General features: G+C 65.0%; 20 protein-coding genes and 1 pseudogene. 10 read left to right on the top strand and 11 right to left on the bottom strand.

Translation table 11 applies throughout. From position 1 onward, the window contains the following. Position 1 precedes the first annotated feature (1 nt). A complete protein-coding gene (locus tag ACZI8R_RS18250; RefSeq protein ID WP_463381071.1) occupies positions 2-2,140 on the top strand; it encodes a 3-hydroxyacyl-CoA dehydrogenase NAD-binding domain-containing protein in 2,139 nt (712 codons plus the stop codon). Positions 2,141-2,262: 122 nt separating this feature from the next. Here ACZI8R_RS18250 and ACZI8R_RS18245 read toward each other — a convergent pair whose 3' ends face one another. Together ACZI8R_RS18245 and ACZI8R_RS18240 are read right to left on the bottom strand one after the other, a co-directional pair. Further along, positions 2,263-3,579: a class I SAM-dependent methyltransferase gene (locus ACZI8R_RS18245; protein WP_463381070.1), complete on the bottom strand. Its 1,317-nt coding sequence runs from the start codon at positions 3,577-3,579 to the stop codon at positions 2,263-2,265. Then, positions 3,576-5,027 (bottom strand): FAD-binding oxidoreductase, encoded by a 1,452-nt coding sequence (locus ACZI8R_RS18240; RefSeq protein WP_463381113.1) that lies wholly within the window; start codon positions 5,025-5,027, stop codon positions 3,576-3,578. The genes ACZI8R_RS18245 and ACZI8R_RS18240 overlap by 4 nt, the downstream gene beginning before the upstream one ends. 239 nt (positions 5,028-5,266) lie before the next feature. On the opposite strand from ACZI8R_RS18240, the gene ACZI8R_RS18235 reads away from it, so the two are divergent. The 5 genes from ACZI8R_RS18235 to ACZI8R_RS18215 all read left to right on the top strand — a co-directional run bounded on the left by ACZI8R_RS18235 (position 5,267) and on the right by ACZI8R_RS18215 (position 8,776). Further along, a complete protein-coding gene (locus ACZI8R_RS18235) occupies positions 5,267-5,701 on the top strand; it encodes an SRPBCC family protein (protein WP_463381069.1) in 435 nt (144 codons plus the stop codon). Between the two features lie 48 nt (positions 5,702-5,749). Next, positions 5,750-6,094 carry a YbaB/EbfC family nucleoid-associated protein gene (locus tag ACZI8R_RS18230; protein WP_463381068.1) on the top strand — a complete coding sequence of 115 codons (345 nt, stop codon included), beginning with the start codon at positions 5,750-5,752 and terminating at the stop codon, positions 6,092-6,094. A gap of 9 nt (positions 6,095-6,103) precedes the next feature. Beyond that, a complete protein-coding gene (gene recR / locus ACZI8R_RS18225; protein ID WP_463381067.1) occupies positions 6,104-6,712 on the top strand; it encodes a recombination mediator RecR in 609 nt (202 codons plus the stop codon). Then, positions 6,712-7,272, top strand: a complete 561-nt coding sequence (locus ACZI8R_RS18220; RefSeq protein ID WP_463381066.1) for a TetR/AcrR family transcriptional regulator — start codon at positions 6,712-6,714, stop codon at positions 7,270-7,272. The genes recR and ACZI8R_RS18220 overlap by 1 nt, the downstream gene beginning before the upstream one ends. 73 nt (positions 7,273-7,345) lie before the next feature. After that, on the top strand, positions 7,346-8,776 hold the full coding sequence (locus ACZI8R_RS18215) for an MFS transporter (RefSeq protein ID WP_463381065.1): 1,431 nt from the start codon (positions 7,346-7,348) through the stop codon (positions 8,774-8,776). 130 nt (positions 8,777-8,906) lie between these two features. On the opposite strand, the gene ACZI8R_RS18210 is transcribed toward ACZI8R_RS18215, so the two are convergent. From ACZI8R_RS18210 to ACZI8R_RS18200, 3 genes and pseudogenes are all read right to left on the bottom strand, one after another. Next, positions 8,907-9,614, bottom strand: a complete 708-nt coding sequence (locus ACZI8R_RS18210) for a type 1 glutamine amidotransferase (RefSeq protein WP_463381064.1) — start codon at positions 9,612-9,614, stop codon at positions 8,907-8,909. Beyond that, positions 9,607-10,860 (bottom strand): MurT ligase domain-containing protein, encoded by a 1,254-nt coding sequence (locus ACZI8R_RS18205; RefSeq protein WP_463381063.1) that lies wholly within the window; start codon positions 10,858-10,860, stop codon positions 9,607-9,609. The genes ACZI8R_RS18210 and ACZI8R_RS18205 overlap by 8 nt, the downstream gene beginning before the upstream one ends. A gap of 13 nt (positions 10,861-10,873) precedes the next feature. Next, positions 10,874-11,755, bottom strand: a pseudogene (locus tag ACZI8R_RS18200) (EamA family transporter); the annotation flags it as partial. Positions 11,756-11,827: 72 nt separating this feature from the next. Between ACZI8R_RS18200 and ACZI8R_RS18195 the strand changes: the two are divergent. After that, positions 11,828-12,742 carry a LysR family transcriptional regulator gene (locus ACZI8R_RS18195; RefSeq protein ID WP_463381062.1) on the top strand — a complete coding sequence of 305 codons (915 nt, stop codon included), beginning with the start codon at positions 11,828-11,830 and terminating at the stop codon, positions 12,740-12,742. On the opposite strand, the gene ACZI8R_RS18190 is transcribed toward ACZI8R_RS18195, so the two are convergent. Next, the gene (locus ACZI8R_RS18190; RefSeq protein WP_463381061.1) at positions 12,735-13,112 is read right to left on the bottom strand and encodes an SHOCT domain-containing protein; all 378 of its coding nucleotides are present in this window, start codon (positions 13,110-13,112) and stop codon (positions 12,735-12,737) included. The two genes, ACZI8R_RS18195 and ACZI8R_RS18190, sit on opposite strands and share 8 nt — an antisense overlap. Positions 13,113-13,199: 87 nt before the next feature. Further along, entirely contained in the window at positions 13,200-15,008 is a 1,809-nt protein-coding gene (gene leuA / locus ACZI8R_RS18185; protein ID WP_463381060.1) for a 2-isopropylmalate synthase, read from the bottom strand. Between the two features lie 133 nt (positions 15,009-15,141). On the opposite strand from leuA, the gene ACZI8R_RS18180 reads away from it, so the two are divergent. Genes ACZI8R_RS18180 through ACZI8R_RS18170 form a run of 3 tightly spaced genes read left to right on the top strand, consistent with a single transcriptional unit; the run spans position 15,142 to position 17,164 of the window. Next, positions 15,142-16,242 carry a hypothetical protein gene (locus ACZI8R_RS18180; RefSeq protein ID WP_463381059.1) on the top strand — a complete coding sequence of 367 codons (1,101 nt, stop codon included), beginning with the start codon at positions 15,142-15,144 and terminating at the stop codon, positions 16,240-16,242. Position 16,243: 1 nt separating this feature from the next. Next, positions 16,244-16,615 (top strand): DUF8021 domain-containing protein, encoded by a 372-nt coding sequence (locus tag ACZI8R_RS18175; protein WP_463381058.1) that lies wholly within the window; start codon positions 16,244-16,246, stop codon positions 16,613-16,615. A 39-nt stretch (positions 16,616-16,654) separates the two neighbouring features. Next, entirely contained in the window at positions 16,655-17,164 is a 510-nt protein-coding gene (locus ACZI8R_RS18170) for a hotdog fold domain-containing protein (protein ID WP_463381057.1), read from the top strand. Here the strand turns inward: ACZI8R_RS18170 and ACZI8R_RS18165 are convergent. From ACZI8R_RS18165 to ACZI8R_RS18150, 4 genes are read right to left on the bottom strand one after another with little or no spacing between them, the layout of a single operon-like run. After that, entirely contained in the window at positions 17,112-17,576 is a 465-nt protein-coding gene (locus ACZI8R_RS18165; RefSeq protein ID WP_463381056.1) for a carboxymuconolactone decarboxylase family protein, read from the bottom strand. The two genes, ACZI8R_RS18170 and ACZI8R_RS18165, sit on opposite strands and share 53 nt — an antisense overlap. Further along, positions 17,573-17,890: a GNAT family N-acetyltransferase gene (locus ACZI8R_RS18160; protein ID WP_463381055.1), complete on the bottom strand. Its 318-nt coding sequence runs from the start codon at positions 17,888-17,890 to the stop codon at positions 17,573-17,575. Before ACZI8R_RS18160 ends, ACZI8R_RS18165 begins: the two co-directional genes overlap by 4 nt. A gap of 21 nt (positions 17,891-17,911) precedes the next feature. Next, positions 17,912-19,549: an acyl-CoA dehydrogenase family protein gene (locus tag ACZI8R_RS18155; RefSeq protein ID WP_463381054.1), complete on the bottom strand. Its 1,638-nt coding sequence runs from the start codon at positions 19,547-19,549 to the stop codon at positions 17,912-17,914. Further along, the gene (locus ACZI8R_RS18150) at positions 19,546-20,157 is read right to left on the bottom strand and encodes a TetR/AcrR family transcriptional regulator (protein ID WP_463381053.1); all 612 of its coding nucleotides are present in this window, start codon (positions 20,155-20,157) and stop codon (positions 19,546-19,548) included. The genes ACZI8R_RS18155 and ACZI8R_RS18150 overlap by 4 nt, the downstream gene beginning before the upstream one ends. Between the last annotated feature and the right edge of the window lie 5 nt (positions 20,158-20,162).

Below are 20,162 nucleotides of genomic sequence, written 5' to 3'. Positions count from 1 at the left end.
AGTGAGCGAGCAGAACATCATCAACTGGGAGCAGGATGCCGACGGCATCGTCGTCCTCACCATCGACGATCCCAACCAGGGCGCCAACACGATGAACGACGCCTACATCGACTCGATGAAGGCGACCGTCGATCGTCTGGAGTCAGAGAAGGACAACATCACCGGCGTCGTGCTGACGTCCGGCAAGAAGACCTTCTTCGCCGGCGGCGACCTCAAGGGCATGATCAAGCTCGGCCCCGAGAACGCCGAGGACATCTACAAGCGCAGCATCGCGATCAAGGCCGATCTGCGACGCCTCGAAACGCTCGGTAAGCCGGTCGTCACCGCGATCAACGGGGCCGCCCTCGGCGGCGGTCTCGAGATCGCCCTCGCCACGCATCACCGCATCGCGGCGGACGTGAAGGGCGTCAAGATCGGTCTTCCCGAGGTCACCCTCGGCCTGCTGCCCGGCGGCGGCGGCGTGGTCCGCACCGTCCGCATGCTCGGCTTGCAGAACGCTCTCATGGGTGTCCTGCTTCAGGGTCAGCAGCGTGGCCCGGTCGCGGCCAAGGAGACCGGCCTGGTCGACGAGGTCGTCGGATCCGTCGAGGAGCTGGTGCCCGCCGCCAAGGCGTGGATCAAGGCGAACCCCGAGGGTGGCGTCCAGCCGTGGGACAAGAAGGGCTACAAGATTCCGGGCGGAACCCCGTCCACCCCGGCATTCGCGGCCAACCTGCCGGCATTCCCCGCCAACCTGCGTAAGCAGATCAAGGGTGCACCGATGCCCGCGCCGCGCGCCATCATGGCGGCTGCGGTCGAGGGCTCGCAGGTCGACATCGACAATGCACTGCTCATCGAGGCGCGCTACTTCACCTCCCTCGTGACCGGTCAGGTCGCGAAGAACATGATCCAGGCGTTCTTCTTCGACCTCCAGGCCATCAACGGTGGTAAGTCCCGCCCGGACGGCATCGAGAAGAAGGAGATCAAGAAGGTCGGCGTGCTCGGTGCCGGCATGATGGGCGCGGGCATCGCCTACGTCGCCGCCAAGGCGGGACTCGAGGTCGTCCTCAAGGACGTCACCATCGAGGCAGCCGAGAAGGGCAAGAACTACTCGGAGAAGATCGAAGCCAAGGCGCTCTCGCGTGGCAAGACCACCGAGGGGAAGTCGAAGGCGCTGCTCGGCCGGATCACGCCGAGTGCCGATCCCGCAGACTTCGCCGGCGTCGACTTCGTCGTCGAGGCGGTCTTCGAGAGCCAGGACCTCAAGCACAAGGTCTTCCAAGAGATCGAGGACATCGTCGACCCCGACGCACTGCTGGGCTCGAACACCTCGACGCTGCCCATCACGGGTCTCGCCACCGGCGTGAAGCGCCAGGAAGACTTCATCGGTATCCACTTCTTCTCGCCGGTCGACAAGATGCCGCTGGTCGAGATCATCCGTGGTGAGAAGACGTCCGACGAGACGCTGGCACGAGTCTTCGACTTCGTGCAGGCGATCCGCAAGACGCCGATCGTGGTCAACGATTCGCGTGGCTTCTTCACCTCGCGCGTGATCGGCACGTTCATCAACGAGGCCATCGGCATGCTGAAGGAGGGCATCGAGCCCGCCACCATCGAGCAGGCGGGTATGCAGGCCGGCTACCCGGCGGCACCGCTGCAGCTGTCTGACGAACTGAACCTGACGCTCATGCAGAAGATCCGCAAGGAGTCGAAGGAAGCAGCCGAGGCAGAGGGCAAAGCGCTTCCCGCCGATCCGGCAGGCGACGTCATCAACGCGCTCGTCGAGAAGCACGACCGCAAGGGCAAGCTCGGCGGCGCCGGCTTCTACGACTACGAAGACGGCAAGCGCACCGGCCTGTGGTCGGGTCTCCGCGAGGAGTTCGGTTCCAAGGAGCTCGAGGTTCCGTTCGAGGATCTGATCGAGCGCATGCTGTTCATCGAGGCAATCGAGACGCAGAAGTGCTTCGACGAGGGTGTCCTCATGACCAGCGCGGACGCCAACATCGGTTCCATCATGGGTATCGGTTACCCGGCGTGGACCGGTGGCGTGCACCAGTACATCGTGGGCTACGAAGGCGGCCAGGCCGGCTTCGTGAAGCGGGCAGAAGAACTCGCCGCCAAGTACGGCGAGCGTTTCACCCCGCCTGCGTCTTTGAAGTAAGGCGGCTTCGCCGCCTGTGAGTGGCGAGCGAGTCCAGGGGCTCGCTAACCACTCACAGGGGTTGTCCCCAGCTCTGTGGTTACCCCACAGGCTGGGGACTTCTTCGTTTCCGGCGGGGCCGCCTACGCTTGCCACCAGGGGCGCAGTGGAACGTTCGCCTCACCCTTGGGGTCGAGCTTGACGGCAACGACCTGATGAAGTTGAACCACGTTGCGCTCGAAGCCGAGTCGCGAGCCGGCCATGTACAGGCCCCACACGCGCGCCGTGCCTTCGCCGACCTCCTCGACGCACGCATCCCAGTTCTCGACGAGGTTCTTGCACCATCCGGCGAGCGTCAGTGCGTAGTGCTCACGCAGGTTCTCCTCGTGCCTTACTTCGAGTCCGACGTTCTGGATCTCGGAGATGATGCGCCCCGAACCGGTGAGCTCACCGTCCGGGAATACGTAGCGGTCGATGAAGCCGCCGGCCTTCGCCTGACTCCGGTTGTCCGGGCGAGTGATGCAGTGGTTCAGGAGTTTTCCTCCGTCACGCAGCTTGTCGCGCAGGAACGAGAAGTAGACCGGGTAGTTACCGACGCCGATGTGCTCGGTGAGGCCGATGGACGAGATCGCATCGAAGCCGGTCTCGGGAACGTCCCTGTAGTCCGAATAGCGAACTTCCGCGAGCTCGGAGAGCCCTTCCTCCGCGATCGCTTTCTGGGCCCATTCGGCTTGTTCCTGGGACAACGTGACGCCGATCGCCTTCACGCCGCGCCGTGCCGCGTAGCGAACCATCGCGCCCCAGCCGCACCCGATGTCGAGCAATCGGTCACCGGCCTGGAGTCCGAGCTTCTCGAACACGAGACGGTACTTGTTCTCCTGCGCCTCTTCGAGCGTCTGCTCTGCGTCCTCGTAACAGGCGCACGTGTAGGTCATGGAGGGCCCGAGAACGTACTCGTAGAAGGCGTTGGACACGTCGTAGTGGTGGTGAATTGCTTCAGCATCGCGAGTGCGCGAATGCCGCAGTCCCTCCGCCACACGGCGCCAGCGAGGCAGGTGTTCCTGGGGTGGGGGAGCGATGGGACGCAACAGATCCCAGCCCAGCGATCGCGTGATGGTGGCAAGGGTGAGCGCGGACGGACGACGGAAATGGAGTTCGTCACCCATCACTCGAAGGATCTCGTACGGGTCTCCCGGGTGAACGCCGACTGCCTCGAGATCGCCCGAGACGTATGCGCGGGCCATGCCGAGGTCACCCGGCGCGGTCGCCAGATAGGTGGTGCCCCGAGTCGTCTTGAGATGCAGGCCGTAGGGAGCGTTCTCCGGGCCCGCCGAGCTGCCGTCGTAGGCGGTGAAACGCAACGGCAGCATGCCGTCGGAGAGAGTTTCGAGAATCTCTGCGATGGAGAGTCGGTGTTCTGGTGAGCCCTTCTGCGCTGCAGGGCCTTTCAATGTAGTCATCGTCTTTGTACCGCCTTCGAAAAGAGATCCAACAAACGGGATTCGGAATCGTATTTTTGTTTCAATGCCGCGTAGTGATCGCCGCTGTAGTAGAGACGCTCGAAATCTTCACGCGAGTAGAAGGAGTCGGAGTACAGCGACTTGTGTCCGTCGAAATCGCTGACCTTGTCCTCGATGAGCCGGTTGGCTGCACCTTCGGGTTCGCCGGCGGCGACGGGCACCGACGACCAGAAACCGATGTTCACGTAGGTGCGCTTCGGCTCGAGTGGGTACAGCGGCCACGGCCGCTGCGCGGAGGCGCCTGCGGGCGCAGGGTCGCGCAATCGCAACGGACACAGCCACAATGGTTCGATCGGAATCTCGTCGAGGAACCATCGGACGAAATCGGCGGTGCGCTCGATCGGCACCTCGACGTCCTGGACGACGCGTTCGCGCGGCGGGTTTCCCTTGCGGTGCTCGATGCGGTCGGCGATGTCCCATCGGTGATCGAGTGCGATGAGTTTCCAGTAGAAGCTGCTGCGGAGCAGGTTCTTCGGCCAGAACCGACGAATCCTGGGGTTCTGTGCGCCGAACGCGCGCGAGCACCAGAACCAGTCGGTGTCCCATCGCCACAGGTAGTCGCGGATGGTGAGGCGGTCGGCTTTCGGGTGATTGATCGACGCGTGCTGGATCGAGCGATAGAAGATGTCGTTGCCCGTGTAGTCGCTGACCGGCCCACCTTCGGCGGTTTGGCGGCCGAGAGTCAGGTAGCACTCGTGCGCGGTGAAGACGACGCCGTCGAGGTAGTCGACGGTTTCGCCGTCGTGCACGCGGTCGGAGACGATGCGGTCCATCGTCACTTGCAGATCGTCCAGCGAGTCGAACCGCAGATGCCGCAGGGCAACATACGGTTTCACCGGCTCGAGCTGGATTCGGAGACGGATCGAGTAGCCGAGCGTGCCGTAGGAGTTGGGGAAGCCCCAGAACAGGTCCGCATGTTCACCCTCCGGTCGGGCGGTGATGATCTCACCAGATCCGGTCAGTACGTCGATCTCGAGTACCGACTCGTGGGGGAGTCCGTTACGGAACGAGGTGGATTCGATGCCGAGCCCGGTGACCGCACCGCCGAGGGTGATGGTCTTCAGCTGTGGCACGACCATCGGGGCCAGACCGTATGCGAGTGTCGCGTCGACCAGGGTCTCGTAGGTACACATGCCGGACACGTCGGCGGTGCGGGCTTCGGTGTCCACGGAGATGACGCCGTCGAGGCCGGAGACGTCGAGGCCCGGTGCGGCGTTCTTCGCACGCGCCCGGAACAGATTGGACGTCTTCTTGGCGAGGCGAATGTTCGCGTCGGACGGTATGGCCCGATAGGAGGCGAGGAGGCGCTCGACTCCGGCCTGATGTGCTGCCGGGCCGTGCAGGGCCGGGCGCGCTCGGGATCCGGCTCCGCGAGTGCGCGCACGCATGTTTTTCATCAGTTCGACCGAAGATGCAGCCACATGTCGACGCTATCCCCGAATCGTTGTTCCGGCTATGCAAATTTCGACTACTCGACAGCGCTTCGCGGAACGGACACTTGGAAAGTGAGCTACCTCACATTGGAAAGTCGCACTTTCGCCCGATGTCTGCATCTACAGGCAGGATGGTGGTGTTCGATCCAAGCCGCAGGTTTCGTCACGCAGTTTCGTCGTCAAGGAGTGTCACAGTGGGTCAGGTCAGTGCCAGCAGTTCGATCACCGTTTCGTCGTCGCCCGAGAAGACGCTCGCAGCGCTGTCCGACTACGAGACCGTCCGTCCGCGGATCCTGTCGGAGCAGTACCTCGACTACCGGGTGATCGAGGGCGGTCAGGGTAACGGCACAGTGGTGCACTGGATCTTGAAGGCCACCGAGAAGCGCTCGCGCGACATCAAGGCCACCGTGACCGTAGCCGGCAACACGATCACCGAGACCGACGCGAACTCCTCGCTCGTCACCACCTGGGTTGTCGAGCCCAGCGGGACGGGCTCGTCCGTCACCACAAAGACGGAGTGGAAGGGCGCCGGTGGCGTCGGGGGCTTCTTCGAGAAGACGTTCGCACCCCTCGGCCTCAAGAAGATCCAGGCTCAGGTCCTGGAGAACTTGAAGGCAGAGTTGGCCTGACAGGCCACGGTCTAGGCTGACATAAACACGCAGAGAGGACCACGTTCAGTGCAACCAGGTGGACAGCCCGACATGTCGCAACTTCTCCAGCAGGCGCAGCAGATGCAGGAGCAGTTGATGACGGCGCAGCAGGAGATGGCAGAGGCGGAGGTCACCGGCCAGGCCGGCGGCGGGCTGGTGACAGCCACCGTCAAGGGCACGGGCGAGGTCGTCGGATTGAAGATCGATCCCAAGGTCGTCGATCCCGAGGACGTCGAGACCCTGCAGGACCTGATCATCGGCGCAATCGAGGACGCATCGGGCAAGGCCCAGGAGTTCGCCGCGGAGAAGCTCGGACCGCTCGCAGGCGGCATCGGTGGCGGAGGCGGATTCCCCGGCCTCCCCGGCATCTAGAGCGCGCACGTGTACGAAGGTCCAGTCCAGGACTTGATCGACGAGCTCGGAAAGCTTCCCGGCGTCGGACCGAAGAGTGCTCAACGTATTGCGTTCCACCTGCTCGGTGTCGAGCCACCGGACATCGACCGGTTGCAGAAGGCGCTGCAAAGAGTGCGGGACGGCGTGCAGTTCTGCATCGAGTGCGGCACGGTCTCCGACAAGGAGAAGTGCCGGATCTGTGCGGACGCACGCCGTGACCGGACTCTGATCTGCGTGGTCGAGGAGCCGAAGGACGTGCAAGCGGTAGAGCGGACTCGTGAGTTCCGCGGGCTGTATCACGTGCTCGGAGGGGCTCTCGATCCGTTGTCCGGTGTCGGACCCGACCAGCTTCGGATTCGGGAGCTGTTGGGACGCATCGGCAATCAGGTCGACGGCGTCGACGTTTCCGAGGTCATCATCGCGACCGATCCCAATACCGAGGGTGAGGCCACCGCCACGTACCTGGTGCGGATGCTCCGGGACTTCCCCGGATTGAAGGTCTCGCGCCTTGCTTCCGGGCTGCCGATGGGCGGCGATCTCGAGTTCGCGGACGAGCTGACGCTGGGGCGGGCGCTGTCGGGTCGCCGGGAACTGTAGTGACGGCTCCCAAGCGCACCGCGGACGAGACGCGCACGCTCATCGTGGAGTCGGCGGGTAAGGCGTTTGCGACTCGCCCCTACCGTGAGATCACCCTCAAGGACATCGCGGAGGACGCGGGCGTCAGTGCGCCGTTGATCATCAAGTACTTCGGCTCGAAGGAACAGCTTTTCGACGAGCTCGTCGATTTCCGGGCTGCGGCGGAGATGATGTTCGACGTCCCGATGCCGGAACTCGGGGAGCGTTTGGTGATGTTGTTCACGCGGTCCCGCGAGGTGTACAAGCCGTTGTCGATGAACATTCTGTTCATGAGCGGTGCCGGCGAGGAGAGCAGCGCGAAGCTGCGCGAGAACTATTCGAGGCAGATCATCGGTGGTCTGGCAGAGCGATTGACGGGCCCTGACGTGCGACTACGTGCCGAGCTGGCCATGTCGATGGTGGTCGGACTTGCGCTCATGCGCCGCCGAATGATGCACAATCAGGCGACCGGCTCGTCGGAGGAAGTCGTGGCGCGGTACGCACCGTTGGTGCAGCGATTGCTGGACGGCGAGAACACCTGACGTTTGCGAGGTAAACGGGCATTCACCTAACGTGGTGAACAATCATTTACCTCGTAGGACAGGCGGTGCCTCAGTGACGACCTCGATCGAGTCTCCTGGCGTGACCGGCGATGAGATCGACGAGCGCGGCGGGTCTCGGTTCCTGTTCCCGATCCTCTGTGGGGCGGCGATCTTCTACGCCGTGATGCAGACCGTGATCGTGCCACTGCTGCCGGTGCTCCCGGGTCTCACGAACTCGAGCCAGGTCGCGGTGTCGTGGATGGTCACGATCACTCTTCTCGTCGGTGCGGTCATCACCCCGATCTTCGGACGCCTCGCCGACATGTACGGCAAGAAGCGCCTGCTTCTCACGGCATTCGTGTTGATGACGTTCGGTTCCCTTCTGTGCGCCCTGTCGTCCGACATCGTGGTTCTCATCGGCGCCCGGGCGCTTCAGGGAGCAGGCGCGGCCGTGATCCCTATCGGGGTCTCGCTACTGCGTGACGAACTTCCGCCGCACAAGGTGAACGGCGCAATCGCGATGATGAGTTCCACCCTCGGATTCGGCACGGCGCTCGGCTTGCCGTTCTCCGCCGCGATCGCCGAGTTCTACAACTGGCATGTGCTTTTCGTGGTGACGACGGCGATCGGCGTGTTCCTGACCGTCGCGACCGTGAAGTTCGTGCGCGAGGCGCCGATCGGGGCTTCCGGCAAGTTCGACGGAGTCGGTTCGGTCGGGCTCGCCGCCGCACTCGTCTGTCTGCTCGTTCCGGTCACCCAGGGCGGAACCTGGGGATGGGCGAGCCCGGCCATCCTGTCGATGTTCGCGGCAGCGATCGCACTGTTCGCGCTGTGGGGATATCACCAGTGGCGGCGCGACAGCCCGCTGGTCGACCTGCGGGTGTCCATGCGGCGGGCGGTTCTCATCCCGAACGTGGTGGCTCTGCTCGTCGGCTTCGCATTCTTCGGCAACACCCTCATCACCACTCAGCTACTGCAGACCCCTTCGGACGGCGCAGGCTACGGACTCACCATCGTGCAGGCGGCGCTGTGCCAACTGCCGACGAGCGCCGCGATGATCATCTTCGCTCAGGTGGGCGTCCGAATCACCGAACGATTCGGAGCGAAGGTCACGATGATGTGCGGGGCGCTGGTGCTGACCGGCGGCTATATCGTCCATGCGATGGGCGGCAAGGATCTGTGGATGGTGATCACCACTCTCGGTGTGACCGCCATCGGTACCGCCCTCGTCTACAGCACGCTGTCGATCCTGATCGTGCGCGCCGTGCCGGTCGGGATGATGGCGGCGGCCAACGGAGTGAACGTCCTGTTGCGGACCGTCGGCAGCACGGTGTGCAGCGCTGTGGTCGCGACGATCCTGGCCGCGAACCTCGTCGCGGGCAGCCATTTCAGTACCGAATCGGGGTTCACGGGCGCCTACCTCGTATGCGCGGTGTTGTCCGTCATCGTGCTGATCGCCTGCATGGCGCTGCCAGGAAGGGCGCAACAGGAAAAGGTATTGTGACTCGAGTCACACTGCTGTATCGTCGGTAGTGCGGAACGAGGAATTGTACCTGTGAGCAGAGAAAACTCGTGAAGCAGAGATCCGGCCGAGAATGCGAAAGCGTTCCCGGCCGAACCCCTTTTTCAGGGTGCTATGCGAGGCGCTCGCGCCTGAGCTGACTCACTTCGGGGAGATCGAGGGGTGCCAGCTCGGATACTCCGAGCGCCCGCATCAGCAGCAGGTCGGCCAGTTCGGGGTTTCGTGCCAGAACCGGGCCGTGCATGTAAGTACCGATCGCCGAACCCTGCACGACGCCCTCGCTGCCGTCGCCTACGCCGTTGCCCACTCCGCGCGTGACGCGGCCGAGGGGTGTGGCATCCGAGCCGAGGGTGGTGCCACCGCGATGATTCTCGAAGCCGGTGAGCTGCGCGGTCAGGCCGTCGAGCCTCGGTGTGGTGACCACCTCGCCGATGGAACGCGTCGCCTGCGGTGCGGTGGTGGCATCGAAAAGTGAGACGCCCTCCACGCGTTCGCCCGCGGACGTCTCGTACCAGTTGCCGAGCACCTGGATGGCGGCGCAGATCGCGAGTACCGGCACGCCCCGCTGCGCAGCCTGCTGGAGGCCGGGGTAGCGCGTCAGGTGGCGGGTGGCCAAACGCTGGGCCGAGTCTTCGGCGCCGCCGAGCGTGTAGACGTCCAGCGACTCGGGAACCGGATCGTTCAGCGTGATCTCGACGATCTCGGCGTCGTGTCCGCGCATCTTCGCCCGCTGGCGAAGGATCAGTGCATTGCCGCCGTCGCCGTACGTGCCCATGACGTCCGGCAGTACGAGACCGATTCGGAGAGTGGACTCAGCCATTGTGTGTCTCCTTGGCGATCGCAGTGTTGAGGTCGCGGAACGCCGTGTAGTTGGCCAACACCTCGACGCGGCCGGGCGGACAGGAGGCTATGGCGCGCAGCGGGTTTCGCTCCAGTGTGTGGTCCACGCCTGCATAGGTGAGGCGCACCGCGAGATCCGTGCCGCGCTCACCTGCGGCGACCACCTTCACGCCCTCGAAGTGCTCGAAACGAACATCCCAGAGCCACGACAGATCCTCCCCGTCCGGGACCTGACCGTTGACGGCGATGACGAGTCCGTCGACGGTCGGATCGATCATCGACAGCGCCTCCTGCCAGCCGGCAGGGTTCTTCGCGAGCAGCATGTGTACGGAGTGCGGGCCGACCTGAACGGTGCTGTACCGGCCGGCGACGTCTCGCACGGTGGAGGCTGCCGCCACCGCGTCCTCGGCCCGGGCGCCCATCACGACGGCTGCGGCCACGGCCTGGGCAGCGTTGCCTCGGTTGGCCTTTCCCGGAAGGGCGAGCGACATCGGGATGACCACGCCATCGGGTCCGTACAGGTTCTCGTCGTCCAGCCACCAGTGCGGCTCGGGGCGGGCGAACTCGGATCCGGTACTGCGCCAGTGCGTTCCCTCCCACACGATGGGCTCGCCCGTGCGTGGGCAGCTGGTGGCGTCGCCGACCCAGCCGCTTCCGGCCGCGACCCACACGACGTTCTTCGCGTCGTACGCGACCGAGGTGACCAGCACGTCGTCGCAGTTGGCGACGATCACGGCGTCGGGGTGGGCGGCCACGCAGGCCCGCAGCTTCCGCTCGATCATGTTGATCTCGCCGACCCGGTCGAGCTGATCCCGCGTCAGGTTCAGCAGAACGATCGCCTCGGGGTTCACCGCATCCGACACGTGGGGAACGTGCAGTTCGTCGACCTCGAGTGCCGCGACGGGCGCGTCGATATGGGAACTGAGAGCAGCGACGATTCCCGCATCCATGTTGGCGCCGTCGGCCTGGGTTGCGACCTCGCCGAGAGTGGCGAGGGCCGCTGCCGTCATACGAGTGGTGGTGGACTTGCCGTTGGTGCCGGTGACGACGACGGTGCGACGATCACGTCCGAGCTGTGTCATCAGCGAGGGATCGATCTTCAGGGCGATCAGCCCACCGATCATCGACCCCTTGCCGCGTCCCGCCTTCTGTGACGCCCACGAGGCTGTTGCGGCTGCGCGAAGGGCCAGTTTGCCCCGTGTCGTGATCCCGGTGCTTCTGCTCACCGAGCGAGTTTGGCACAGGCGTCCGTGCTTTGCCGATTCGCGCCTGCGTGGCGGCGGCGCCCGTGATGACCACCACTCCACCGACCAGTGTCGCGACACTGGGGCGTTCGCCGAGGACGAGCCAGGCGGCGGCGATCCCGACGACCGGAACGAGCAGTGAGAACGGGGCGATCGAGCCGGCCGGGTAGCGAGTGTGGAGCAGCGTCCAGATCCCGGACCCGACGATGGTTCCGAACACCACGATGTACGCCAGGCCGAGTAGTGCGGGGGCGCCGTCGGCGTCGAACGATCCGGCGAGGATGTTCCATCCGGTCGTCGGGCCCTCGAGGGCTGCGGACAGGGCCAACATCGGTAGTGGGGGAATGACGCACATCCACAGCATCAGCCGCATCGGTTCGTCGGTGGCGGCCTTGCGGTTGCCGATGTTGCCGAAGGCCCAGGACAGCCCGGCGAGCAAGGTGAGCAGCATCGGAACGAGGGCGGCGTGCCCGGCCCGGTCCCAGCCGATGAGACTCATTCCCGCGACGGCCACGGTGAGTCCGGCGATCTGCAGCGGCCGCAGTTTCTCCCGCAGCAGGACAGCGCCCAGCAGGACGGTGAACGGCGCGGACGACTGCAGGACCAGCGAGGCCAGGCCGGTGGGCATCCCGGCGTCCATTGCCCAGAACAGGAAGGCGAACTGCCCGAATCCGAAACCGGCGCCGTAGAGGAGGAGCCATCTCAGCCGGACCCGAGGCCGCGGCACGAACAGCAGAACCGGTACGGCGATCACGAGGAAGCGCAGGCCCGCGAAGAAGTACGGAGGGAAGTGGTCGAGGCCCACGCGGATGGCGAGAAAGTTCAGTCCCCACAACAGCACCGAGGTGAGGGCGAGCATGCGATCGCGGGGAGACATGGCATCAATCGTGAGTCCTGCAAAACTTCAGGACAAGCGATGATTAGCACAGCAGCCATGTAGTTTTACTACATGGATGCGCATCGGCTTCGAGTGCTTCGAGAACTGGCCGACCGGGGAACGGTCGCCGCCGCGGCACAGGCACTGTCGATGACTCCCTCGGCGGTGTCGCAGCAACTCAAGATCCTGTCGAAGGAAGCCGGCGTTGCGCTCCTGGAGCCGGACGGTCGGCGTCTCCGGCTCACCGATGCGGGCCGTGCCCTCGTCGTGCGGGCCGACGACGTGCTGGCGGCGCTCGACCGGGCAACCGCCGAGATGGAGTCGTATCGCGGCTCACCACGAGGGCTGGTGCGTGCTGCGCTGTTCCCCTCGGGGGCGGGGCTCCTGCTGCCGCGAATTCTCACGGCCCTGGAGAATTCGGGCGTCGACCTCGAAGCGCGGGACGAGGACGTACCAGCGTCCGCGGTGCCGTCCCTGCTCGCGGACTACGACGTGGTTCTCACTCATCGCGACGAGCGGGCCGTCGACAGTTCGTCACCGCGCGTGCTCGCCGAACCTCTGATGCGTGAGCCGATCGACCTGATTCTTCCGCCCGATCATCCACTTGCGGGCGAGGATTCGGTTCGCCTCGAGCAGCTTTCCGACGAAGCCTGGATCAGTGTGCGAGGCGGCTTTCCGGTCGACGACGTTCTGCTGTCGGTGGCGGCCGCCACCGGAGTGCAACCACGAGTCGTTCAGCGGATCAACGATTTTCGGGTGATCGAGGAATTGGTCGCCGACGGGCACGGCGTGGCGCTCCTGGCCAGGCACTCGGTATCGCATCCGAGAGTGGCGCAGGTTCGTCTGGCCGGGGTCAAGGCCGCACGAATCTACGAGCTCGCACGCAGACCGTCCGCCGACGAGCGCCCAGCCGTGCGTGTCGTGCTGAACGCATTCCGATCGGTCGTCGCAGATGTTCTTGCCGACGATGCGGCCCGCGTCAGCTGAGAGCCTTGGCCTTGAGCGCTTGGAACTCCGCCTCGGTGATGGTCCCGGAATCGAGGAGAGCCTTCGCGTCCGCGATGTGCTCGGCGGGAGATTTGCCGGCCACATCTCGGATGTAGCTCTCTTGCGCAGCCTGCGCATTCTGTACCGCCGCGTTGGAGCGTCGTGCCATCTCGTCGCCTTTCACGATCAGATAGACGAGGGAGGTGAGGAGGGGGATGAGAAACAGGAAGAGCACCCAGACGGCCTTGGCCCAGCCGGATGTCTTGTGGTCACGGAAGAGGTCCGTGATGATCGTAAAGAGCAGGATCAGGTACGCCAGAAAGGCGAAGCTGACGATGATGACCCAAAGGAAGTCCCAGAAAGAGTCCATACATCACTATCCCACCTGTGGGGCTGCGCTTGTGAGTGGTTTGCGAGTCCAGAGATTCGCAAACCACTCACAAGCGGCGGAGCCGCCTCAGTGCGCGCGATTGACCGCGGAGACCACGGCGCGGAGTGAAGCAGTGGTGATCGAGGTGGCGATTCCGACGCCCCAGACCACCTTCGTCTCGCCGCCGGGCAGCGTGACCGCGCATTCGACGTAGGCCGCAGCCTGCGCATCGTCGCCGGCGGACATGGCGTGCTCCGAGTAGTCCAGCACGCGGACGTCGAGATCGATGCCGGACAGCGCATCGACGAATGCTGCGAGCGGGCCGTTGCCCGAACCGGTGACCTCGTGTTCCTTGCCGCCCAGCTTCACGGTGGCCACGATCGAGTCGGTGCCGCCGTCCTCCTCGGCTGCGGTGACCGTCTGCTTCATCCGCTCGAGCGGACTGATCGGCGCGAGGTACTCCTCGTGGAAGACGTCCCACATCTCCTTGGGCGACACCTCGCCACCCTCGCCGTCCGTGATCTTCTGAACGGCCTGCGAGAACTCGATCTGGAGGCGACGCGGCAGCGACAGCCCGTGGTCGGCCTTCATGATGTACGCGACGCCGCCCTTGCCGGACTGCGAATTGACGCGGATGACTGCCTCGTACGTGCGGCCGACGTCCTTGGGGTCGATGGGCAGGTACGGGACGGCCCACTGAATGTCGTCGACGTCCGAGTCCTGCGAGTCGGCGTCGATCTTCATGGCGTCGAGGCCCTTGTTGATCGCGTCCTGGTGGCTGCCGGAGAAGGCCGTGTAGACCAGATCTCCGCCGTACGGGTGGCGCTCGGGCACCGGCAGCTGGTTGCAGTACTCGACGGTGCGACGGACCTCGTCGATGTTGGAGAAGTCGATCTGGGGATCGACCCCGCGCGTGAACATGTTGAGTCCCAGCGTCACCAGGCAGACGTTGCCGGTGCGCTCACCGTTGCCGAAGAGGCAGCCTTCGATACGGTCGGCACCCGCCTGGTATCCCAGCTCGGCCGCGGCGACGCCGGTGCCGCGGTCGTTGTGGGGGTGCAGCGAGAGGATCACCGAATCGCGGCGCGCCAGGTTGCGGTGCATCCACTCGATCGAGTCGGCGTACACGTTGGGGGTGGCCATCTCGACCGTCGCCGGCAGGTTGAGGATGACCGGCTGCTCTGGGGTGGCACCCAGGATTTCGGTGACGGAGTCGCAGACTTCTCTGGCGTAGTCGAGTTCGGTTCCCGTGTACGACTCGGGGGAGTATTCCCAACGCCATTCGGTGTCGGGGTACTTCTTCGATTCGGCGAGCGCGTAGGTCGCGGCATCCGTGGCGATCTTCTTGATCGCGTCACGGTCGGCCTTGAAGACCACGCGGCGCTGCAGGATCGACGTCGAGTTGTAGAAGTGGACGATCACCTTGTTGGCGCCTTCGCACGCCTGGAAGGTGCGCTCGATCAGCTCCTGGCGGGACTGCGTGAGCACCTGGATGGTGACGTCGTCGGGGATGGCGCCGTCCTCGATGATCTCGCGAACGAAATCGAAGTCGGTCTGGCTGGCCGAGGGGAATCCGACCTCGATCTCCTTGTAGCCCATACGAACAAGCAGTTCGAACATGCGACGCTTGCGTGCGGGGCTCATCGGGTCGATCAGTGCCTGGTTGCCGTCGCGGAGGTCGACGGCGCACCACTGCGGCGCGCGGTCGATGGTCTTGTCCGGCCAGGTGCGGTCCGGCAGCGATACCGGCTCGACCTCTTCAGAGAAGGGGCGGTAGCGGAACGACGGCATCGACGAATTCTTCTGCGTGTTCCAGGCCGGCTGGTCGGAGGGTGCAGGCTTCGTCGGCGGCGTGATGGTGCGCGTTCCGGATGTGAAAGCGTCGGCGGGGGACATGGGATTGATCTCCAGATTCGATATGGACTTCGTGAGTCCTACGGCTGATTCGACCGGCGCACGAAAAACCCCGCGGCGGGAAGCCAGTCTGGATCAGACCCCGTCGCGGCAACCAAGGAGGAGTGCGCGCTGCATGAAACGCACTCTACTCCTGATGTGGATCTGTGCGTGGTTGGGCGGTGCGGCGTGGGATCATGCTGCGACGGATCGGGGAGTGACGATGTATCGAAGGACGGCCACCGGCTGCGCACTCGCGATCCTTGCGGTCCTGGTCAGTGCGTGTTCCTCCGTTGTCGTCGGGTCGCCGCGGGTGGTAGGTGAAGGTCCTCCGATTCATGGACAGCCAGTGAGTTCACTCGATCGGGCGGAAGCGGAGACGGCGGCAGCGGCGCGGGCGATCGATCCCTGTCTGGCGTTGGATCCCCATTCGTTCGACGGTCTCGGCGCAGTGATCGCATACGGGCCGGTCGGGGACCTCTCGACGTGTCACGCGGAGATCGTGCCACCCAGTGGTTCACCCGCAACGCCTGATTGGCTCGAGGTGAACATCGGCGTCCTCGAACCCACGGCGGAGTTGGGCCTACCCCAGGTGGTTGCAGGTACGGAGGTGCGCGGACCGGCGCTGACGATGCCAGGCAGCTGTGCTCTGTACTTCCCGCTCGCCCCGTATGTGTCTCTCGGGCAGCAGGTTCCCGGTGTGACGCAGCGTTGGGGGTACGTGTCGCACCTCGGTGACGGGGCTTCGGACTGCGTCGCCGCCCGCGCGGTGACCGAGTCCGTGCTGGGCAGGCTCGAACGCCACGACGCAGTGGGCGGCGACAGGAGTGTTCCGCTGGCGGAACAGGATCCGTGCCGAGTGGTCGAGTCGCTGGACAAGGGCGTGGAGACGTTCGGGCCGGGAAGTCGGCCGTTCGAGTGCCGCATCGGCTTGGAGGGCGGTGTGCCCGCATCCGTCGCCTTCGCGCTCACCCCGCCGCCCGAGACGAGCGAAAGCGGGTTGGACGAGGTCGTCCTGGGCAACCGCCGTTTCCTGCATTTTCAGGACGCCATGGCCTGCAACTACTACTTCTATCCCGGCGAGGTGTTCGACACCGAGCAGGGGCCCGGCGCGGCGGTCCCGGACACGTCCGAGCGGAGTCGCACCAGACTGACCGCAGCGGTCACCGCTTCGGCCGCCAACTGCGCGGATGCGGAAGTGCTGGCCACTACGGCCGCTGCCATGTTCGACTATTGAGATGAACCCCCGAGTCGACGTCGCACAGGCATACCTCGATGCGTTGCTGAGCCATGACGGCAACACCGTTCCGATAGCCCCGTGCGCAGTCCGATACGAGGTCGGCCTCAAGACAGCGTTCTCGGGCAGTCACCTTCGTCGCAGCCTGTCCGGCGGACCTCAGTATCACCTGGTTCGTGCAATTCGCGACGTGACGTGGACCGAGTCCGGTGACGACGTGACAGCCGAATACCTGCTGGATGCGGGGCTCTTCGGGCGCACCCTGACGACTGTGCGAGTCACCGAGACATTTCGTATCCCTGCGGACGATCTGCGTATCCACCGCATTGATGCTTCTATCCGGCCGGCCGGGAAGAAGTCTGCAGCTAGATGACCGTGTACATCGACCTTACTCAGAAGTAAGGTCGAGGGCATGACTGCTGAACAGCCCGTACCCAAAACGCTCGAACTGTGGCGCAAGCTGTCCGGCAACGCGGCGGGCAGGCTCGCGTTCTCGGTGGGGCTGTGGGCGCGGGCTCCCTACTTCGCCACGGTCCTGCCGACCGTGCAGAGCGTGGAGCCGGGCCGGGCCGTGGTGACCTCGCCGAAATGGTTCGGAGTGCACAACCACATCGGTACCTTCCACGCGATCGCCGCGTGCAACCTCGCGGAGACCGCGATGGGAATGGTGATGGAGGCGTCCACGCCGCGCACCCATCAGTGGATCCCCAAGGGCATGGACGTGCAGTACCTCGGCAAGGCCGGCTCGAGCCTCCGCGCCGTGGCCACTCTCGACCTGGACATCGCGTCGATCACCGAGGGTCAGGACGTTCCCGTCGAGATCGCGATCTACGACAAAGACGGCAAGGAAGTCGTGCACGCGCAGATTGTCACCTGGGTGCGGCCGAAACAGGATGCCCACTCAGGATCGACACGCGGTTGAACGCGTTGATCGTGATCGCGGCCCAGATCAGCACCGAGATCTGATCGTCGGAGAGCGCGGAACGCGCAGCGGCATAGGTGTCGTCGTCGATGTGTTCGGCGGCCACCTTCGTGACGGCTTCGCCGATCTCGAGCGCGGCTCGTTCCTGTTCGTTGAAGAGCGTGGACTCGCGCCAGGCGGGCAGGACTGCGATCCGCTGATTGGACTCGCCGCCCTCCACTGCGCGCCGGGAATGTAGATCCAAGCAGAACAGGCACTGATTGATCTGGGAGACCCGAACATTGACCAATTCCATGATCACCCGGTCGAGCCCCACGTCGGCTGCGCGTGCGGCAACCTCGACAGCGACCCCGTTCATCGACTTGAAGACCGAAGGGGTCTGCTTGTCGATGTAGACCCGCCGCTTGGTCATGGCCGGTCCGCCACAGCCTGTTCGGCTTCGGGAGTGACCGCGTCGACACTGTCGGCGAATTCGTCGTGCTTCTGGACGTATCGCGCGACGAACGGGCAGATCGGGACGATGCGTAGCCCGGCGGATGTCGTATCGGTCAGCCCTTCCTTGATGAGGGTGCTGGCCAGGCCGCGGCCGCCGAACTCCTCGCCGATCTCGGTGTGGAAGAAGATCCGCTGGCTGCCCTTGTCCACGTACTCGGTGAAGCCGGCGATCGCCCCGTCTTCTTCGATCTCGTAGCGATGTCGGTCGGTGTCGTTACGAACGGTCGTCATTCAGCCACCATAGGCGCGTGATCACGAACCCGCCTTGGGAGTTGCGCGATCGATGATGGCGGCCGTGTCGACGCCCGTGGGCAGGGTGCCGAACACACTTCCCCAGTCGCCTGCCAAACGGGTCGAGGTGAAGGCATCGGCCACGGCGGGGTGGCCGTAGCGAACCAGTAGCGAGCCCTGTAGCGCCAGTGCCATGTCGCCGACGATGGTGCGGCCGCGGTGCTCGAGGTCGTTCATGTCCGCGAAATGCGACTTGACCCTGGCGACCGCAGTGTCGAGCGCGGCGTCCGCGCCCGCGCTGCGATCCAATTCGTCGAAGAAGGCCTGCAATGATTCCGGCTGCCTCGCCATCGCGCGCAGCGCATCCAGGGCGGCGACGTTTCCGGAGCCTTCCCACACCGAGAGCACGGGCGCCTCGCGATAGAGCCTCGGCATGCGCGAATCTTCCGTGTACCCGTTGCCGCCGAGGCACTCGAGCGCTTCTGCCGCATGGACGGGGCCGCGCTTGCACACGAAGTACTTGCTCACCGCCAAGGAGATTCGGCGAAGCGCGATTGCTTGCTCGTCACCGGACGTTGCCCGGTCCGTGAGTGCGGCCAACCACATCGCGACGGTGGTCGACGCCTCCGACTCCACCGCGAGATCGGCCAGCACGTTGCGCATCAACGGCTGATCGACGAGGTGCTTGCCGAATGCGCTGCGATGAACGGCGTGGTGGGCGGCCTGTGCGGTTCCGACCCGCATCCCGATGCTCGTTCCGATCGTGCAATCGAGACGAGTCATGTTGACCATCTCGATGATCGTGGGCACGCCGCGGCCTTCTTCGCCCACCATCCATGCCACGGCTTCGTCGTACTCGACCTCGCTGCTTGCATTGGAATGGTTGCCGAGCTTGTCCTTGAGCCGCTGGAGGTGCATACGGTTGAGCGTGCCGTCTGGAAGAACCCGGGGCAGGAAGAAGCACGACAGCCCGGATTCGGTCTGCGCGAGCACGAGAAAGATGTCCGACATCGGCGCCGACGTGAACCACTTGTGCCCGGTCAGCAAGTAGCTGCCGTCGGACTGCGGCACGGCGCGAGTGGTGCCGGCCCGCACGTCCGAGCCGCCTTGCTTCTCGGTCATGGACATTCCGGCGATCAGCCCGGCCTTTCCGAGCGGGGCGCCGAGCTTCGGATCGTACGAACGAGTGGTGAGCAGCGGCTCGTACTGCGCGGACAGTTCGGCGTTGTGGCGTAGGGCCGGGACCACCGCGTACGTCATCGAGATGGGGCACTGATGTCCGGCGTCGACCTGGCCCCACACCGCGAGCTTCGCGGCACGAATCAGATGGGCGTGCGGATTCGGGTCCGCCCACGGTGTGCCATGCAGCCCGAGGTCCACGGCGGTCGACATCAACTGGTGATAGGCGGGGTCGTACTCGACCTCGTCGATTCGGTGGCCGTACCGGTCGTGGGTGCGCAGGACCGGAGGATGCGCCTCGGCGAGGTCGCCCCATCTCTGGGCCTCCTCGCTTCCGGCGAACCTGCCGACCCGGTGCACTTCCTCCAGGGCATCGTGCGCGCCCTCGCGTCGAAGCGCGTCGAGGAGTGGTGCGAACTCGGCAGCGTCGTAATCCACGAGTGGCGGCGCCTGATTGAAGACTTCGTGGGTCGCGCTCATGGCGGGGTTCCTAACGATCGGAGGGTGAACGTGCGGAGTGCGGGAAGAATTCTCGGGTCGGCGGTACCCCGAGCGAGTGGGCGTACGAGGGCTTCGCCGATGGCGCCGACGAGGCAGGCCGCCGTGACTTCGGTGTCTTGCTCGGGGATCTCGTGAGCGGCGACGGCGGCGGATATCGCGACGGCGAGCGCATCGCGAAACGACTCGCGGAAGAGCAATCTCTCGGTGTCCACGGCCGAGTCGACGGGTTCGGCGAGCAGGGCGTAGGCCATCGTCGGGGCGCGGAGCGCACGTTCGGCGAAGGTGAGGACGAGGGCCGAGACCGCGTCGACGTTGTTGCCGGACGTGTTCTTGGCGTGGTTGCCGGCCTCGACGGCCGCGTTCACCTCGCGACTGCAACTGATGCGAAAGACCTCGGCGAACAGTTCGCCCTTGTTCGCGAAGTGGCGATAGACAGTGCCCGTGCCGACGTCCGCGTCTTCGGCGACGGCGGCCACCGAACAGCCGGAGTAGCCGTGCCGACCGACCAGGTCGGTTGCAGAGTCGATCAACCGCGCCCGCAACGCGTCGAGGCGATCTTGGACGGCTGGAGTCCGCCGATAGGCCATATCAA

Source organism: Rhodococcus huquni (genome assembly GCF_055231055.1).
Note: the sequence above shows the minus strand (reverse complement) of the source record. Positions and strands in the feature narration are given on the sequence as shown.

Excerpts from the sequence above, each read along its gene's own strand:
- ACZI8R_RS18195 (WP_463381062.1), top strand. The coding sequence starts at position 11,828 with ATGGATGCGCATCGGCTTCGAGTGCTTCGAGAACTGGCCGACCGGGGA.
- ACZI8R_RS18210 (WP_463381064.1), bottom strand. The coding sequence starts at position 9,614 with ATGGCTGAGTCCACTCTCCGAATCGGTCTCGTACTGCCGGACGTCATG.
- leuA (WP_463381060.1), bottom strand. The coding sequence starts at position 15,008 with ATGTCCCCCGCCGACGCTTTCACATCCGGAACGCGCACCATCACGCCG.
- ACZI8R_RS18180 (WP_463381059.1), top strand. The coding sequence starts at position 15,142 with ATGAAACGCACTCTACTCCTGATGTGGATCTGTGCGTGGTTGGGCGGT.
- ACZI8R_RS18155 (WP_463381054.1), bottom strand. The coding sequence starts at position 19,549 with ATGAGCGCGACCCACGAAGTCTTCAATCAGGCGCCGCCACTCGTGGAT.
- ACZI8R_RS18175 (WP_463381058.1), top strand. The coding sequence starts at position 16,244 with ATGAACCCCCGAGTCGACGTCGCACAGGCATACCTCGATGCGTTGCTG.
- ACZI8R_RS18160 (WP_463381055.1), bottom strand. The coding sequence starts at position 17,890 with ATGACGACCGTTCGTAACGACACCGACCGACATCGCTACGAGATCGAA.
- ACZI8R_RS18240 (WP_463381113.1), bottom strand. The coding sequence starts at position 5,027 with ATGCGTGCGCGCACTCGCGGAGCCGGATCCCGAGCGCGCCCGGCCCTG.
- ACZI8R_RS18245 (WP_463381070.1), bottom strand. The coding sequence starts at position 3,579 with ATGACTACATTGAAAGGCCCTGCAGCGCAGAAGGGCTCACCAGAACAC.
- ACZI8R_RS18170 (WP_463381057.1), top strand. The coding sequence starts at position 16,655 with ATGACTGCTGAACAGCCCGTACCCAAAACGCTCGAACTGTGGCGCAAG.
- ACZI8R_RS18190 (WP_463381061.1), bottom strand. The coding sequence starts at position 13,112 with ATGGACTCTTTCTGGGACTTCCTTTGGGTCATCATCGTCAGCTTCGCC.
- ACZI8R_RS18150 (WP_463381053.1), bottom strand. The coding sequence starts at position 20,157 with ATGGCCTATCGGCGGACTCCAGCCGTCCAAGATCGCCTCGACGCGTTG.
- ACZI8R_RS18165 (WP_463381056.1), bottom strand. The coding sequence starts at position 17,576 with ATGACCAAGCGGCGGGTCTACATCGACAAGCAGACCCCTTCGGTCTTC.